Annotated in this window: 17 protein-coding genes, 3 tRNA genes and 1 pseudogene; 8 read left to right on the top strand and 13 right to left on the bottom strand. The window is 60.6% G+C overall.

Features of this window, described 5'->3' with window-relative positions; genetic code table 11:
• Window positions 1–76: 76 nt before the first annotated feature.
• Window positions 77–556 (bottom strand): hypothetical protein, encoded by a 480-nt coding sequence (locus tag A9513_RS06290; RefSeq protein WP_141678345.1) that lies wholly within the window; start codon window positions 554–556, stop codon window positions 77–79.
• An 85-nt stretch (window positions 557–641) separates the two neighbouring features.
• A complete protein-coding gene (locus A9513_RS06285) occupies window positions 642–1,118 on the bottom strand; it encodes a pilin (protein ID WP_065084258.1) in 477 nt (158 codons plus the stop codon).
• Between the two features lie 226 nt (window positions 1,119–1,344).
• On the opposite strand from A9513_RS06285, the gene pilB reads away from it, so the two are divergent.
• The 5 genes from pilB (at window position 1,345) to yacG (ending at window position 6,021) form a co-directional block, all read left to right on the top strand.
• Window positions 1,345–3,048 carry a type IV-A pilus assembly ATPase PilB gene (gene pilB, locus A9513_RS06280; RefSeq protein ID WP_065084257.1) on the top strand — a complete coding sequence of 568 codons (1,704 nt, stop codon included), beginning with the start codon at window positions 1,345–1,347 and terminating at the stop codon, window positions 3,046–3,048.
• A gap of 3 nt (window positions 3,049–3,051) precedes the next feature.
• Window positions 3,052–4,269: a type II secretion system F family protein gene (locus A9513_RS06275; RefSeq protein ID WP_065084256.1), complete on the top strand. Its 1,218-nt coding sequence runs from the start codon at window positions 3,052–3,054 to the stop codon at window positions 4,267–4,269.
• 2 nt (window positions 4,270–4,271) lie between these two features.
• A complete protein-coding gene (locus tag A9513_RS06270; protein ID WP_065084255.1) occupies window positions 4,272–5,144 on the top strand; it encodes an A24 family peptidase in 873 nt (290 codons plus the stop codon).
• A 65-nt stretch (window positions 5,145–5,209) separates the two neighbouring features.
• On the top strand, window positions 5,210–5,818 hold the full coding sequence (gene coaE / locus A9513_RS06265; protein ID WP_065084254.1) for a dephospho-CoA kinase: 609 nt from the start codon (window positions 5,210–5,212) through the stop codon (window positions 5,816–5,818).
• Window positions 5,815–6,021: a DNA gyrase inhibitor YacG gene (yacG, locus tag A9513_RS06260; RefSeq protein ID WP_065084253.1), complete on the top strand. Its 207-nt coding sequence runs from the start codon at window positions 5,815–5,817 to the stop codon at window positions 6,019–6,021. The genes coaE and yacG overlap by 4 nt, the downstream gene beginning before the upstream one ends.
• Before the next feature lie 86 nt (window positions 6,022–6,107).
• Here yacG and A9513_RS06255 read toward each other — a convergent pair whose 3' ends face one another.
• From A9513_RS06255 to A9513_RS06245, 3 genes are all read right to left on the bottom strand, one after another.
• Window positions 6,108–6,323: a hypothetical protein gene (locus tag A9513_RS06255; RefSeq protein WP_065084252.1), complete on the bottom strand. Its 216-nt coding sequence runs from the start codon at window positions 6,321–6,323 to the stop codon at window positions 6,108–6,110.
• Window positions 6,324–6,429: 106 nt separating this feature from the next.
• On the bottom strand, window positions 6,430–7,119 hold the full coding sequence (locus A9513_RS06250) for an energy-coupling factor ABC transporter permease (RefSeq protein WP_065084251.1): 690 nt from the start codon (window positions 7,117–7,119) through the stop codon (window positions 6,430–6,432).
• Window positions 7,116–7,550 (bottom strand): FAD/FMN-containing dehydrogenase, encoded by a 435-nt coding sequence (locus tag A9513_RS06245; protein ID WP_083196031.1) that lies wholly within the window; start codon window positions 7,548–7,550, stop codon window positions 7,116–7,118. The genes A9513_RS06250 and A9513_RS06245 overlap by 4 nt, the downstream gene beginning before the upstream one ends.
• A 121-nt stretch (window positions 7,551–7,671) precedes the next feature.
• On the opposite strand from A9513_RS06245, the pseudogene A9513_RS06240 reads away from it, so the two are divergent.
• The 3 genes and pseudogenes from A9513_RS06240 to A9513_RS06230 all read left to right on the top strand — a co-directional run bounded on the left by A9513_RS06240 (window position 7,672) and on the right by A9513_RS06230 (window position 9,918).
• Window positions 7,672–8,301 (top strand): annotated as a pseudogene (locus A9513_RS06240) (DUF1780 domain-containing protein).
• 94 nt (window positions 8,302–8,395) lie between these two features.
• A complete protein-coding gene (locus A9513_RS06235; protein WP_065084249.1) occupies window positions 8,396–8,566 on the top strand; it encodes a DUF3094 domain-containing protein in 171 nt (56 codons plus the stop codon).
• A gap of 53 nt (window positions 8,567–8,619) precedes the next feature.
• Window positions 8,620–9,918 (top strand): NAD(P)/FAD-dependent oxidoreductase, encoded by a 1,299-nt coding sequence (locus A9513_RS06230; RefSeq protein ID WP_065084248.1) that lies wholly within the window; start codon window positions 8,620–8,622, stop codon window positions 9,916–9,918.
• Window positions 9,919–10,119: 201 nt separating this feature from the next.
• Here the strand turns inward: A9513_RS06230 and cyoE are convergent, their stop codons facing one another.
• The 8 genes from cyoE to A9513_RS06190 all read right to left on the bottom strand — a co-directional run bounded on the left by cyoE (window position 10,120) and on the right by A9513_RS06190 (window position 16,182).
• Entirely contained in the window at window positions 10,120–11,007 is an 888-nt protein-coding gene (gene cyoE, locus A9513_RS06225) for a heme o synthase (RefSeq protein WP_065084247.1), read from the bottom strand.
• A gap of 11 nt (window positions 11,008–11,018) precedes the next feature.
• Complete coding sequence (gene cyoD / locus A9513_RS06220; protein ID WP_065084246.1) at window positions 11,019–11,381, bottom strand: cytochrome o ubiquinol oxidase subunit IV; 363 nt, start codon at window positions 11,379–11,381, stop codon at window positions 11,019–11,021.
• Window positions 11,381–12,016, bottom strand: coding sequence for a cytochrome o ubiquinol oxidase subunit III (gene cyoC / locus A9513_RS06215; protein ID WP_065084245.1), 636 nt, complete (start codon window positions 12,014–12,016; stop codon window positions 11,381–11,383). The genes cyoD and cyoC overlap by 1 nt, the downstream gene beginning before the upstream one ends.
• Window positions 12,017–12,019: 3 nt before the next feature.
• Window positions 12,020–13,999: a cytochrome o ubiquinol oxidase subunit I gene (cyoB, locus tag A9513_RS06210; RefSeq protein ID WP_065084244.1), complete on the bottom strand. Its 1,980-nt coding sequence runs from the start codon at window positions 13,997–13,999 to the stop codon at window positions 12,020–12,022.
• A 6-nt stretch (window positions 14,000–14,005) separates the two neighbouring features.
• Window positions 14,006–15,001, bottom strand: a complete 996-nt coding sequence (gene cyoA / locus A9513_RS06205) for a ubiquinol oxidase subunit II (protein ID WP_065084243.1) — start codon at window positions 14,999–15,001, stop codon at window positions 14,006–14,008.
• A 937-nt stretch (window positions 15,002–15,938) separates the two neighbouring features.
• A tRNA-Lys gene (locus A9513_RS06200) sits at window positions 15,939–16,014 on the bottom strand.
• 6 nt (window positions 16,015–16,020) lie between these two features.
• Window positions 16,021–16,097, bottom strand: a tRNA-Pro gene (locus tag A9513_RS06195).
• 9 nt (window positions 16,098–16,106) lie between these two features.
• Window positions 16,107–16,182: transfer RNA gene (locus A9513_RS06190), tRNA-Asn, on the bottom strand.
• Window positions 16,183–16,299 lie beyond the last annotated feature (117 nt).

The following is a 16,299-nucleotide window of genomic DNA, read 5'->3' as shown; positions in this document are numbered from 1 at the left end:
GCGCAAGCGCTTCAATTGGAAATGCCCGATTGAGGTCATGACAGAGGTAGTGGCGTTGCAGCATGATGCACCTGCTTCAATCCAGTAACCGTGTTGCACTCAGCTTCTGCAACCGCCTAGGCTCGCCATAACTGAAAACAAATTTACTTCCATACGCAGCTGGTAACACCAACAAGGTGAGCAGCGCAAGATAGCGAAGTGGCCCATTGAACAACTTTCGCAACAGCAGATAAGAGCACAATAAAAAAGCGACGCGCCCAGCCAGTGTTAGCCACGCGAACAGCTCGGAGGCCGGAAAGTATTTCATCAGCCCGCCAAGTAGCCGGGGGAACAACGTATAACTGGCCTGACTTCCGTAAGCGAAGAAAAGATCCTTGCCAAACTCTTCGGGATAGAGCGCAAGCAAACCTTGACCGAGGTAGAACACTGCATCATGCCGAATACCCGCATAGGGCCGCAACGCCAATAACAAAGCCAACGCCAACAACGCCATGATCAGCTTGTTCAGGCAGGTATTTCCGGCTTTGAAATGATTACCCCAACCTTCAAACGACATAATGGCGAGCCAGCATCAAATTACGAGATTCAGCAACAGATAAAAAGAAACCCCGGAAACCGGGGTTTCTTCTCACACCAAGCTATTAGCCGCGGCAGGAACCCGGCAGGTACTTGGCAGGGATCGGGCTGGTTGCGCCCGGCTTGCAGACCCACTTGAATACGGTTTTGCCCACATCGCTGTTGGCGATAGCAGTGGTATCGTTGGCGTACGGAATCAGCTCCAGAGTTTTGGACCGAACCTCGGTCGGCAGGTCACTCGCAGTGGAGGTAGTTACAGTGATCTTGCCAGCGCTGTCGGTAGCAACGGTAGATACGTACTTGGTGGTAGCTGCGGTGGACTCACAACCCCAAGCGCCAGCCGACGGCAGAGCAGAACCGTTCGCAGTCTGGATGGTTTCGGTGATGCTAGTACGGCATTGCGACGCAGCCAGAACAACCTCGGAAACTTTCGCACGCACAGTGTAATCCTGATAGGCCGGCAGAGCGACTGCGGCCAGGATGCCGATGATCGCAACAACGATCATCAGTTCGATCAGAGTGAAGCCTTTTTGAGCTTTCATAATTCTCTCCAGGGTTTTAGATTCGGTCCGGGGACCTAAGCCCTGAGAAAGCAGGTTCCGTGCCAAATCTTCCACTCCAGAAAACACGGCCCGACGGGGATGCTTCAGATATCGATCAGCGAAATTACGCAAGAAGTGACGTTTTTTGGCATAAGCGGTTGTGTGATTTGGCACCTTTTCACATCTGCGTTATAAGGCTTTCAATTCCTTATTCGGCCACCGTCCCATGAACGATCAAGTCGTCCTGTCCGGCCTCGCTCGCCAACTCGTGCAGTCTCAGTTACTTGATGAGAGAAGCGCACAGCAGGCACAACTGCAGGCTCAACGTAACAAACTGCCCCTGGTGACGTATCTGGTGCAGAACAAGCTGGTGAAGAGCCGCCCGTTGACGGAGCTGGCAGCGGAACAATTTGGTGTTGCCTTCTGCGATCTGGGCAGCCTGGATCGTGAAAGTTTCCCCAAGGAACTGGTCAGCGAAAAACTGGTACGCCAGCATCGCGTGCTTCCTCTATGGAAGCGCGGCAACAAGTTGTTCGTAGGCGTATCGGACCCTACCAACCACCAGGCCATTACCGACGTACAGTTCAGCACTGGTCTGACAACCGAGGCGATTCTCGTCGAGGATGACAAGCTTGGCGAAGCCATTGAAAAGTTATTCGAAAGCGCCACTGGCGGCCTGGACGATCTGGGTGATGTCGATCTGGATGCCCTGGATATTGAAAGCGGCAACTCGGAGCAAAGTGACGACTCAATCGGTGGCGACGCCGATGACGCCCCCGTCGTCCGCTTCGTCAACAAGATGCTGCTCGACGCCATCAAGAGCGGCTCGTCCGACCTCCACTTCGAACCCTACGAAAAGATTTACCGCGTTCGCTTCCGTACCGACGGTATGTTGCATGAAACGGCCAAGCCTCCTATCCAGTTGGCCAGCCGCATTTCCGCACGCCTGAAGGTCATGGCCGGCCTGGACATCTCCGAACGCCGCAAACCCCAGGACGGCCGGATCAAGATGCGCGTATCCAAGACCAAGTCCATCGACTTCCGTGTCAACACCCTGCCCACTCTATGGGGCGAGAAGATCGTGATGCGGATTCTCGACTCCTCCAGTGCGCAGATGGGGATCGATGCACTGGGCTACGAGGAAGCGCAGAAGCAGCTTTACCTGAATGCCCTCAAGCAGCCCCAAGGCATGATCCTGGTGACTGGCCCTACCGGTTCAGGAAAGACGGTATCGCTCTACACTGGCCTGAACATCCTCAACACCCCGGATATCAACATCTCCACCGCCGAAGACCCGGTCGAGATTAACCTCGAAGGCATCAATCAGGTCAACGTCAATCCCAAGCAGGGAATGGACTTCGCCCAGGCACTGCGCGCCTTCCTGCGCCAGGACCCGGACGTGATCATGGTCGGCGAGATCCGTGACCTGGAGACCGCCGAGATCGCCATCAAGGCAGCACAGACCGGCCACATGGTAATGTCCACCCTGCACACCAACAGCGCCGCCGAGACGCTGACCCGCCTGCTGAACATGGGCGTAGCATCATTCAACCTGGCAACGTCCACCAACCTTATCATCGCCCAGCGCCTGGCACGCAAGCTCTGCCCGCACTGCAAGAAGGAACACGATGTTCCCAATGAAGCACTCCTGCATGAAGGCTTCCCGGCGGACAAAATCGGCACCTTCAAACTATACGCCCCAGTCGGGTGCGACAATTGCAAGGATGGATACAAAGGACGTTTGGGTATTTATGAAGTGGTTAAAATCACGCCCGCCCTGCAGCGCATTATCATGGAAGAAGGCAACTCCATTCAGATCGCCGAGCAAGCCCGCAAAGAAGGCTTCAACGATCTGCGCACCTCGGGCCTGCTGAAAGCCATGCAAGGCATCACCAGCCTCGAGGAAGTCAACCGCGTGACCAAGGATTAATCCATGGCGGAAAAAGCATTGAAGACCAGTGTCTTTACCTGGGAGGGCACTGATCGCAAGGGCGGGAAAGTCAAAGGGGAGCTTTCCGGGGTCAATACAGCCTTGATCAAGGCTCAACTGCGCAAGCAGGGTATCAACCCGACCAAGGTGCGCAAGAAGGGTATCTCGCTGCTGGGCCGCGGCAAGAAGATCAAGCCGATGGACATCGCCCTGTTCACCCGTCAGTTGGCAACCATGATGGGCTCTGGCGTCCCGCTGCTGCAGTCTTTCGACATTATTGCCGAAGGCTTCGACAACCCGAACATGCGCAAGCTCGTTGACGAGATCAAGCAGGAAGTCGCCGCCGGTAATAGCCTGGCCAATTCCCTGCGCAAGAAGCCACTGTATTTCGACGATCTGTATTGCAACCTCGTTGATGCGGGCGAGCAATCCGGTGCGCTGGAAACCCTGCTGGATCGGGTCGCCACCTACAAGGAAAAGACCGAATCGCTCAAGGCGAAGATCAAGAAGGCGATGACCTACCCCATCGCGGTCGTTGTCGTCGCCATCATTGTTTCCGCCATCCTGCTGATCAAGGTAGTGCCGCAATTCCAATCGGTATTCGCCAACTTTGGTGCAGAGTTGCCAGCATTCACCCGCATGGTCATTTCCATTTCGGAAGTCCTGCAGGAATGGTGGTTCATTGTCCTGATCGCCTTGTTCGCAACGGCATTTGCACTAAAAGCCGCGCATCAACGATCCGAGAAGTTCAGAGACTCAGTGGATCGCACCATACTGAAGGTCCCGGTTGTCGGCGATATCATCTATAAGTCCGCCGTTGCGCGTTACGCTCGTACGCTTTCCACCACATTTGCCGCTGGTGTTCCGCTGGTGGAGGCTCTGGATTCAGTATCCGGCGCAACAGGCAACGTGGTATTCCGCAATGCGGTGGGCAAGATCAAGCAAGACGTCTCCTCCGGCACACAACTGAACTTCTCCATGCGCACCACCGGTGTCTTCCCGAGTATGGCCATCCAGATGGCCGCAATCGGTGAAGAGTCGGGCTCGCTAGACGCCATGCTCGACAAAGTCGCCAGCTATTACGAAGAAGAGGTCGACAACGCCGTCGACAACCTGACCACCCTGATGGAGCCCATGATCATGGCCGTTCTGGGTGTACTGGTCGGCGGCCTGATCATTGCCATGTACCTGCCAATCTTCCAACTGGGCAACGTAGTCTAAGCATGCAAGTGATCGACTTCCTGGCCAGCACCCCGCTGGCCTTTGTTTTATGCGTCACCCTCCTCGGCCTGCTGGTCGGCAGCTTCCTCAACGTGGTGATCCATCGCCTGCCGCGGATGATGGAACTGGACTGGCAGCAGCAGGCGCGTGAAACCCTGGGCCTGCCGGAAGGCGAGAAACGGCCGACCTACAACCTGATCCTGCCGAACTCCCAGTGCCCGCACTGCGCCCACGAGATCAAGCCCTGGGAGAACATCCCGGTGGTCAGCTGGCTGGCGCTGGGCGGCAAGTGTTCGTCGTGCAAGGCGCCGATCAGCAAGCGCTATCCGCTGGTCGAACTGGCCTGCGGCACGCTATCGGCCTTCATTGCCTGGCACTACGGCTTCGGCTGGCAGGCCGGGGCGATGCTGCTGCTGACCTGGGGCCTGCTGGCGATGAGCATGATCGATGTCGATCACCAGCTGCTGCCGGACGCCCTGGTGCTGCCGCTGCTCTGGCTGGGGCTGATCGTCAATCACTTCGGGCTGTTCACCAACCTGGGCGACGCGCTCTGGGGCGCGGTGTTCGGCTACCTGAGCCTGTGGTCGGTTTACTGGCTGTTCAAGCTGATCACCGGCAAGGAAGGCATGGGCTACGGCGATTTCAAGCTGCTGGCCATGCTCGGTGCCTGGGGTGGCTGGCAGGTGCTGCCGCTGACCATCCTGCTGTCGTCGCTGGTGGGCGCGGTGCTGGGTGTGATCATGCTGCGCCTGCGCAACGCCGAAACCAGTACGCCCATCCCCTTCGGGCCCTATCTGGCCATTGCCGGCTGGATTGCGCTGCTCTGGGGTGATCAAATAACCGCGACCTATCTGCAGTTCGCCGGTTTCCGCTAGCCTTCTCCCGCGCCGAGTCTCGTCGGCGCATCTGGACGGCCACCGGGCCGGCTGAAAGGAGAACGATGAAACCCTGGATCCTGGGCCTCACCGGCGGTATTGGCAGCGGCAAGAGTGCCGCCGCCGAACACTTCGCCTCGCTGGGCATACACATGGTCGACGCCGACCACGCCGCTCGCTGGGTAGTTGAGCCCGGCCGGCCTGCCCTGGCGCAGATCGTCGAGCGCTTTGGCGACGCCATGCTGCTGCCGGACGGCCAGCTCAACCGCGCCGCATTGCGCGAGCGCATCTTCAAGGCCGAAGACGAACGTCGTTGGCTGGAGCAGTTGCTGCATCCGCTGATCGGCAAGGAAATCGTCAGCAACCTGGCGCAGGCGCAATCACCCTACGCCATCCTGGTCTCGCCGCTGCTGGTGGAGTCCGGGCAATACCGCATGGCCCAGCGCGTGCTGGTGGTGGACACCCCGGAACACCTGCAACTGGAACGCACCATGCGCCGCGACCGGGTGTCCGAAGAACAGGTTCGCGCGATTCTCAAGGCCCAGGCCTTGCGCGACGACCGACTCAAGCACGCGGACGACGTACTGCTCAACGATGGCGACCTCGGTCACCTGCACCAGCAGGTCGAGCGTCTGCATCAGTTCTATCTAGGCCTGCGTGGAGGACAACCATGAGCCAACCCCTGACCGTGGAATGCCCCACCTGTGGCGCCCCCGTGGAGTGGAGCGCCAAGAACGAATACCGCCCCTTCTGCTCGCACCGTTGCAAGCTGATCGACCTCGGTGCCTGGGCGGCGGAAGAGCACGCTATCCCCGGCGACAACCTCGAGGATGAACTGTTTTCCGGCGACCTGGACAAACCGCCACGCGGTCATTGAGCCGTAACGGAAAAGCCGCCCTGAAGGGCGGCTTTTTTGCGTCTACTGGTGACATCGACCTACAGAAAAGCCAGAGCGCTGCACGTTCAAGGCCGCATGAAAGCGTAGTCCCGTTCCTCATCCAGGTTGTCGGCGAGGAAATGCAGCTCGTGGCCCAGGTCATCCTGCGTGCGGACCTGCGCGTTGGCCTGCACCACCGCGCTGAGCAGCGCGCGCACAACCAGTTGCGGGTCCTGCCCGGCCGCCTCGGCTTCGATCAGCAGTTCGTGGAGGCGCTGCTCGGCCCAGCTGTGAATGCTCATCGGCAATCTCCTTGCGAAGGGGGGCCAAGCTTCCCTGATCGTAGGAGGTTTCCGAACTGACCTGGATCAAACCGCGAGGGCAATGTGCCTCGCAGATGGCCCGACATCAGCGTGATTCATCGTCATCCTTCCACGGCGCCTGCAGGTAGCGCGTGCGGTTGAAGGTCTCCAGCCAGTCCGGGTAGAAGACCACCAGCCCGGTGACGATGGTGCCGTTGATGAAGGCTTCGGGAAACATGATCAGCCAGAGGTAGCCGATGAAGTCCTCGATCCATGGCGGCATCGGGAACAACCCGTCCATCCACAACAGGCCCAGCCCCAGCAGCAGGCTGCAGAGCGCCGCCAGCGCCGCCGGGAAGAACCCTGAGCAGAAGATGTAGACGAACAGGTTTCGCGGCTGGCGGCGCTCGACGAAGATCGCCGCCAGCTCGGTGATGACCACCGGGATCAGCACCAGCAGGATGCCGTTGACGCCAATGGCCGCCCAGTCCTGGCGGCCGATGGCGCACAGCCCCAGCTGCGCCACCAGGCCGACGATGATTGCCAGCGGCCAGTCCAGCAGCAGGGTCACGGCGGTCATGCCGATGAAGTGGAAGGACACGCCGGAAGCGAAGTCGCGCCGCACCAGCCAGAGCAGGAACAACCCGAGCATGGTGCCGAACACCAGATGCTGGCGGCGGAAGTCACTGACCAGTTCCAGCCACGGCGCGCGCCAGATGGCCCAGGCGACGATGGGCAGGTAGATCGCCCAGCCGATCTCCAGGGTTTCCGCCGACAGCAGCTGTGCGGCGATCACGGTGTGCTTCGCTCCAGCGCCTGACGCAACGCTTCAGCTGAATCGAGCTGATGAGTTGAGACGACCTCGCCCTGTTCGAGTTGCAGCCAGGTCAGCGCATCGGCCTGGGCCGGGAAGCGGTTGGCCACGCGCGGCTCGCGGTCGAGCAACACGCGGTAGGAGCAGTCGTGCATGGCGGGGATGGCGAACAGCTTCGAGATAGCCGCCGGCATACGACTGATGTCCGCAACGAAGGCTGCATGGCGCGCTTCGAGATAGCCTGCCGGCCGCCCGGCCAGCGCCGCTTTCACCAGCTTCGAGCCCGCCATGTCGTGGGCGACCAACAGGACCTTCAGGTCAGTTGTCGCCGTGTAGGGTCTGTCGAACTGATCCAGTAGCGTCCAACCGATGGCCGGCGAGTCCTGCGCCACCGCCACGCTCGCCAGCACCATCAACAGCATCCCGCCCAGCACTCGTCTCACGCATCCCCCTCGTCCGGAACCGCCAATCATTGGCAACAGTCTACACCGCCATCGGCGCCCGCCTGCGGTTGCCAGCAACTATGCTTGAGTCATGAACGAGTCTGACTATCTGCGCCTGCTGACGCGCCAGGCGGAACAAGCCAACGACTTTCTCTCCAACTCCCGCAAGTGGGAACGGGAGTGCTGGGCCTGCCAGCGGCTGCTGCAGGCGCTGAAGGTGCCGTATCGCCAGGAAGACTTCATCGCCCCCACGCAGCAGCCGCCGGACGTGCTGTTTCGCGACGCCAGCTTCGAGGTGTTCTTCGTTCTCGACCAGGGCCGCCGGCTCAACGAGGAATGAAAGGAGGAGCTGCTGCGCCGGCGCATGGCCCAGAGCCTCAACCAACTGATCCGCCGCGAGCAGCGACCGCGGCGGATTCCCTGTGCGGAATTGCAGGCGCGCCTGGCGCCGACGCTGCGCAAGAAGGCGCACAATTACACCGAACGCGGCATCGACCCGCGCGAGTTGGACCTGCTCGCCTTTGTCAGCCTCAAGCGCGAGACCCCCGATTTCAACACGCCCTTTCCGCCGCCGACCGAGTACCTGCGCCAGGGTTGGCGCTCGCTGTCGGTAGTTGGCCCGACCTTCGCCCGGGTGCTCTTCGCCCACAGTGACGCGCCGGACTTCCTGCGCGGCAGCCTGGGTCGCAGCATCCTTTTCGACATGGGCGTCGGCCTGTAAATAGGCGCCGACGCAATGCTGCATTGATCGGCGGCGCATTGAGGGGCCGCCCAAGCCCTACTAGAATGCTCGACATTATAAACGGAGGCCGCCCATGCCCAGTCGCCTGAGCCCCGAAGACCAGCAGAAGGTCGATCAGTACCTCAGCTCCCCCGTCCACCAGGTCCAGCGTGCGCCCTTCAAGCCCTGGCTGATGATGGGGGGATTGCTCGCGGTGGTCATCGCCCTGGGTTTGCTGAGCCGCCTCCTGGCCTACCTTGCGTGAGCGCCGTGCCGCCACGGGCCGATACAGGATTCCTTAAGCTATGAGAATGCACCATGTCCCATCGTATCGTGATCGTCGGCGGCGGCGCCGGCGGGCTGGAGCTCGCGACCCGTCTCGGCCGCACCCTGGGTAAAAAGGGCAAGGCGCGCATTACGCTCGTCGACGCCAACCTCACCCACATCTGGAAACCCCTGCTGCATGAAGTCGCCGCCGGCTCGCTCAACTCTTCCGAGGATGAGCTGAACTACGTCGCCCAGGCGAAATGGAACCACTTCGAATTCCAGCTCGGCCGCCTCGACGGCCTGGACCGCGCGAGCAAACGCATCCAGCTCGCCGCCACGCTCGATGAGCAGGGCGAAGAACTGGTGCCTGCGCGCAGTCTGGACTACGACACGCTGGTCCTGTCCATCGGCAGCACCACCAACGACTTCGGTACCGCCGGAGCCGCGGAGCACTGCATCTTCCTGGACACCCGCGAGCAGGCCGAGCGCTTCCACAAGCTGCTGCTGACCCATTACCTGCGCGCCCACGCCGGGCAGGACAAGGACGATCAGATCAGCGTCGCCATCGTCGGCGCCGGTGCCACGGGGGTCGAGCTGTCGGCGGAACTGCACCACGCCGCGCAGGAGCTGGCGGCCTACGGCCTGACCGGCATCCAGCCGCAGAACATGCGCATCACCCTGATCGAGGCCGGCCCGCGCGTGCTGCCGGCGCTGCCCGAGCGCATCAGCCAGCCAGTCCACCAGACACTGGAGAAACTCGGCGTACGTGTGGCTACTGGTTCGGCTGTACAGGAAGTGACAGCCGAGGGTCTGCGCACTTCGGCTGGCGAGTTCATCCCCGCAAGCCTGAAGGTCTGGGCAGCGGGCATCCGCGCGCCGAGCCTACTCAAGGACATCGACGGGCTGGAGACCAACCGCATCAATCAATTGGTGGTCCGCTCGACCCTGCAAACTACTCGCGACGACAACATCTTCGCCTTCGGTGACTGCGCCGCCTGCCCGATGGGCGACGGTAGCGAACGTACCGTGCCGCCGCGCGCCCAGGCCGCACACCAGCAGGCTTCGCTGCTGGCCAAGGCGCTGGTCGCGAAGCTGGATGGCAAACCGCTGCCGGAGTACCGCTACACCGATTACGGCTCCCTGATCTCGCTGTCGCGTTTCAGCGCGGTGGGCAATCTGATGGGTAACCTGATGGGCAGCGTGAAGCTCGAGGGCTGGCTGGCGCGGATGTTCTACGTGTCGCTCTACCGCATGCACCAGATGGCGCTGTACGGGCCGTTCCGCACCGCGCTGCTGATGATCGAGGACCGCATCGGGCGCAGCACGGAGCCGAGGTTGAAGCTGCATTGAGGTTGGAGAGAATCGGCGGATAACGGCTTCGCCGTTATTCGCCCTACGCAGGACCTCCGATGGAGAGGCAAACGTAGGGCGAATAACGCGCAGCGTTATCCGCCATCTAAATCAAACCTGGCATCAGCGATGAATCGCCTACTCATACGCACATGAAAAAGCCGCCCCGAGGGGCGGCTTTTTCGTTGCAGCAGAGCAGCCTTACAGCGCCGCCAGCATCGACTGGGCCGGGATGGCCTGGAAGTCGATGGACATCATCAGGCTCAGCACGCTGATCGCAATGATGGAGAAGGCGAACAGCTGGCGGGCCCAGCGGCGGTCGTCTTCGGCGCTGAAGCCTTTCACCGCGATGAACAGCCACCAGGCGCTGACGGCCAGCGCCACCACCAGGTATCCGTAGCCGGCGAAGCCGGTCACGGTCAGCAGCAGGGTCGCAAGACCAAAGGCCAGCACGTAGTAGAGGATCTGCTTCTTGGTCGCTTCGATGCCCCGCTCCACCGGCAGCACGGGAATCCCGGCGGCGCGGTAGTCGTTGAGGCGGAAGATCGCGATGGCGTAGCTGTGCGGCATCTGCCAGAGGCAGAAGATCAGCAGCAGCACCGCCGCGCCCATGTCGAAGTGTCCACTGGCAGCGCAGTAGCCCACCACCGGCGGCATGGCTCCGGAGAGACTGCCGACCAGCGTGCCGTAGACCGAGCTGCGCTTGAGCCAGAGGCTGTAGAGCACGACGTAGACGAAGAAGCCGAACGCGGCGAGCAGGGTCGCCTGCACGTTGGTTTTCCACGCCAGCAGGCCGAAGCCCGCCGCGCCGAGCACCACACCGTGGGCCAGGGCGGCCTTCAGCGAGATCTGCCCGGTCACGGTGACACGGCTACGGGTACGCTCCATGAAGCGATCGATGTCGCGGTCGATGCAGTTGTTGAACACACAACCGCTGGCAACGACCAGGGACAGGCCGATCACGGTAGCCAGCAGCAGCATCGGGTCAACGCTGCCGCGTGCGGCGAGGAAGTATCCCCCCGCCACCGCGATCAGGTTGCCGAAGATGATGCCCGGCTTGGCGACCAGGAGATAACGCTTGAGTTTCACGGCATCGGCCCTCAGGGCATCGGCATCATCAGGCTGTCTGCGGTGTAGATGATCCACAGCGACAGGCCGACCACCAGCAGGATGATGATGGCGGTGAAGATGAATGCCATCACGTTCCAGCGGCCTTCGGAGCTGAAGTTCATGTGCAGGAAGCAGATCAGGTGCACGACGACCTGGACCAGGCCCAGGATCACCATGGTCAGCAGGGTGGCGTGACGCGAGAAGCCGCCGTCGATGACCATGTAGAACGGGATCGCGGTCAGGTTCACCGAGAGGACGAAGCCGATGGCGTAGGAACCCAGGCTGCCGTGACCGGCGCCGTGGTTGTCGTGGCCGGCACCGTGGGAGTCATGATGATGTGCAGCAGCGGTCATTACAGAGCCCCCATCAGGTAGACGACGGTGAAGACGCAGATCCAGACGATGTCCAGGAAGTGCCAGAACAGGCTCAGGCACATCATGCGGGTGTTGTTCTGCGCGGTCAGGCCACGGGTGCCAATCTGCGCCATCAGCACCAGCATCCACAGCAGGCCTGCGGACACGTGCAGGCCGTGCATGCCGACCAGGGTGAAGAAGGACGACAGGAAGGCGCTGCGGCTCGGGCCGAAGCCTTCGACGATCAGGTGATGGAACTCGTTGAGTTCCATGCCGATGAACGCGGCGCCGCACAGGAAGGTCACGCCCAGCCAGGCGATGGCCTTGCCCTTGGCACCCTTGTGCGCAGCCAGCATGGCCAGGCCGTAGGTGCAGGAGGAGATCAGCAGGATCGCGGTTTCGACGGCCACGTAGGGCAGTTCGAAGATGTCCTTGCCGCTCGGGCCGCCGGCCGTGTGGTTGACCAGCACGGCATAGGTGGCGAAGACGCTCGCGAACAGGATGCAGTCGGTCATCAGGTACAGCCAGAAGCCGAAGACCGTCATGCCGCCGCTGTCGTGGGCGTGGGCGTGGTCATGGTCGTGCGCCGCTTCGTGCGTATCGACCAGGTGTTGATTCAGTACTGCCGTAGACATCGCTTATACCTGCGCAGTGGCGAGTTTCTGGAAGTTGGCGTTTTCGATGCGCTCGATCTCATCGGGCTGGACGTAGTAGTCCAGGTCGGTGACATAGCTGCGCACGATAACCGAGGCGATCATGCCGACGAAGCCAACACCCACCAGCCACCAGATGTGCCAGATGGCGGCGAAGCCGAAGATGAAGGCGAACAGCGCGATGGAGAAACCAGCGGCGGTGTTCTTCGGCATATGGATCGGTGCATAGGCCGGCAGCTTGCGGTACGCGGTACCGGTCTGCTTCATCTCGTGGAACGCGTCGATGTCGTTGACCTTCGGCAGTTCGGCGAAGTTGTAGTACGGCGGCGGCGAGGAAGTGGACCATTCCAGGGTACGGCCACCCCACGGGTCGCCGGTCAGGTCGGCCAGTTGCTTGCGGTTCTTGATCGAGACCAGCAGCTGGATCAGCTGGCAGACGATACCGAAGAAGATCAGCACGGCGCCGAAGAAGGCCACCACCAGGTACGGCTTCCACATCGGGTTGTCGTAGTGGTTCAGGCGACGGGTCATGCCCATGAAGCCGAGGATGTACAGCGGCATGAAGGCCATGTAGAAGCCGACCAGCCAGCACCAGAAGGAACGCTTGCCCCACTTCTCGTCCAGCTTGAAGCCGAAGGCTTTCGGGAACCAGAAGACGAAGCCGGCCAGGTAGCCGAACACCGCACCACCGATGATGGTGTTGTGGAAGTGAGCGATCAGGAACAGGCTGTTGTGCAGCAGGTAGTCAGCGCCCGGGATGGCCAGCAGAACGCCGGTCATGCCACCGATGGTGAAGGTGACGATGAAACCCAGGGTCCACAGGATCGGGGTGTCGAAGCGCAGGCGGCCACGGTAGATGGTGAACAGCCAGTTGAACAGCTTCACCCCGGTCGGGATGGAGATCAGCATGGTCGCCACGCCGAAGAAGCCGTTGACGTCGCCGCCCGAACCCATGGTGAAGAAGTGGTGCAGCCACACGGTGAAGCCGAGGAAGGTGATCGCAGCGCTCGCCCACACCATCGAGGTGTAGCCGAACATGCGCTTGCCGGCGAAGGTCGCGGTGACTTCGGAGAAGATACCGAAAGCCGGCAGGATCAGGATGTACACCTCAGGATGGCCCCAGGCCCAGAAGAGGTTGATGTACATCATGGCGTTGCCGCCCAGCTCGTTGGTGAAGAAGTGCATGTCGAAGTAACGGTCCAGCGACAGCAGGCCCAGGGCCGCGGTCAGGATCGGGAACGACGCAACGATCAGGATGTTGGCGAAGGTGCAGGTCCAGGTGAAGATCGGCATCTGCATCAGCTTCATGCCGGGGGTGCGCATCTTGAACACGGTCACCAGGAAGTTGATACCCGTGAGCAAGGTACCCATACCCGATATCTGCAGAGCCCAGATGTAGTAGTCCACACCCACGCCCGGGCTGTAGGCCAGCTCGGACAGCGGCGGGTAGGCGACCCAGCCGGTGCGGGCGAACTCGCCCAGGCCCAGGGAGACGTTCACCAGCATGGCGCTGACGACCAGTAGCCAGAAGCTCAGGGAGTTCAGGAAGGGGAACGCCACGTCGCGCGCGCCGATCTGCAGCGGCACGGCCAGGTTCATCAGACCAGTCATGAAGGGCATGGCCATGAAGATGATCATGATCACGCCGTGAGCGGTGAAGATCTGGTCGTAGTGTTCCGGCGGCAGGTAGCCGTGGTTGGCGCCTTCAGCCAGCGCGAGCTGGCCGCGCATCATGATGGCGTCGGCAAAGCCGCGCAGCAGCATGACCAGGGCGACGATGATGTACATCACGCCGATTTTCTTGTGGTCGATGGACGTCAGCCATTCGGTCCACAGGTAGGTCCACTTGCGGTAGTAGGTGATCGCGCCGAACACACCGAGGCCCAACAGGGCGACGATGGCCAGCGTGATGACGATGATCGGCTCGTGATACGGCACGGCCGACAGTGTCAGTTTCCCGAACATCTGCGGTTACTCCTGGCTCGGATTCATTTGCATGCCAGGCATGCCTTGCATGTTGCTCATGTCGTGGCCCGCCATGGCGGCCTCGTCATGCGCTGCTTCGCCGTGCTCGCCCTTCTCGGCCTGTTCTTTGGCTTCGTGGGCCTTGGCCATCGCGTGGCCGGCGTGTTCCCACTTGTTCAGCACATGGGAGAACAGCTCGGGGCTGACGGTGGCGAAGTAGGTCGCCGGGACGTTCTCGGTCGGCTTCACCAGCTCCGGGTACTGATCCAGGTTCAGGGTCTGCTGCGAGGCCTTGACCTTCGCGACCCACTCCTGGAAGCCCTGCTCGGAGGTGGAGATGGCCTTGAACTTCATGCCCGAGAAGCCGCCGCCGCTGTAGTTCGCGGAGATACCGTCGAACACGCCTTCTTCGTTGGCGATCAGGTGCAGCTTGGTCATCATTCCGGCCATGGAGTAGATCTGGCTGCCCAGCTGCGGGATGAAGAAGGAGTTCATCACCGAATCCGAGGTGATCTGGAAGTTCACCGGAGTGTCTTTCGGGAAGGCGATTTCGTTGACGGTGGCGATGCCCTGTTCCGGGTAGATGAACAGCCACTTCCAGTCCAGCGAGATGGCCTGGATGGTCACCGGCTTGACCTCGGAGTCCAGCGGACGGTACGGGTCCAGCTTGTGGGTGCTCTCCCAGGTGATCCAGCCGAGCACGGCGATGATCAGGCAGGGCACCAGCCACACCACCAGCTCGATCTTGGTCGAGTGCGACCAGTCCGGCATGTAGGTGGCCTTGGTGTTCGAAGCCCGGTATTTCCAGGCGAACCCGAGGGTCATCAGGATCACCGGCACCACCACGATCAGCATCAGCAGGGTTGCCGTGATGATCAGGGACTTCTCGTCGGCGCCAACCTGCCCTTTCGGGTCGAACAGCGCCATGTTGCAGCCACCGAGCATCAGCATCGGCAGCAGCGCAAGTCTCTTCAAAATTCCTGTGTACTGCTCTTTTTTCATCTTGCGGCCTTAGTGGATGAAAATCGCCTCACCGCCCATGAGCCTTCGCCACGCATTGCTCGACGACTCGTTACCCGCGACTTTTCCAAGCCGCCTGCCAGGGCTGTCATGGATTCACGAACGCGGCCGCAAGGATTCCAGGCAAAGGGAGGTCGCCCGGTCTTCGCGATGCGAAACCGATTTCGTCAGCTGATTCGTTCCGTGTTATTCAGCGTGTGGTGTCTGGACTGGCGGCTCGTTGAAGCGCGCGCGTCGCACACCGGATGCACGAGCGGATTGCCCGACTCGTCTTATGACAGGAGCCCACCGATGGCAGCCCCCTGTTGTTATGCCGCTGCACCACAGGGTGAACACTGGCAATGATCTGCGTCAGTGCGACTCAGCGATTTGGGGGTAGGAAATGGACGGCGGATATTACAAAGCATTTCAGAAACCCCTTTCAAGGCCCCGCCCTTTCATTTTTAACAAGATATTTTCTCACCCCATGAAACAGTCCCGACTCGAATCGTTCAGAAAACACCCAATTAACACATGAGAGAAAGGGGCTTTCCCTCCCTGCCAAGTCTCGGCTCCGGCCTCCACGAAAATACGTCGGCCCCATGAACCACGGGCGTTTCAGCCCTTCAAGAAAGACCTTCCGCGAGCCGCTAAAGCATCTGGCAAAGACCTTGCCATGACGGCGATCAAGAACCTTTTCAAAAGCTCGAAAATGGCTCCGCGCATCCTGCGACACATCGACGCATCAGGCTTTTTGCAAGGGCTAATATGCGACCAATTGTGACGATCGTTCCGAGTGCAAAGCACGAAACGATCGTCACAAAGGAGTGCGGATGAATGTTCTACGACAGGATCTGGAAGAGGCGATTGTTGCGGAAAAAGAAAAAGCCCGCAGTCTCTATGAGACTGCGGGCTTTTCTTGGCTCTTGCGAGCCTGATATGGTGGGTCGTGTAGGATTCGAACCTACGACCAATTGGTTAAAAGCCAACTGCTCTACCGACTGAGCTAACGACCCTGAATTTGGTCGGGGTAGGGGGATTCGAACTCCCGACATCTTGCTCCCAAAGCAAGCGCGCTACCGGACTGCGCTATACCCCGTTTGAAAGTTGGCTCCGCGACCTGGACTCGAACCAGGGACCCAATGATTAACAGTCATTTGCTCTACCGACTGAGCTATCGCGGAACGACGAACCTTTCAATCTCTTCCACTTCGCTTCCGGCTTCACCGGAATCCCGTATCAGAGGCGCGCCATTTTACGTATATCGAAACGTCTGTCAACACTCTGATCCAAAAAGTTTT

Origin of the sequence: Pseudomonas sp. AU12215 (genome assembly GCF_001675465.2) — a bacterium.
Lineage (GTDB): Bacteria > Pseudomonadota > Gammaproteobacteria > Pseudomonadales > Pseudomonadaceae > Pseudomonas > Pseudomonas nitroreducens.
The sequence above is the reverse complement of the archived record's forward strand: the minus strand, read 5'-3'. Positions and strand labels throughout refer to the sequence as shown.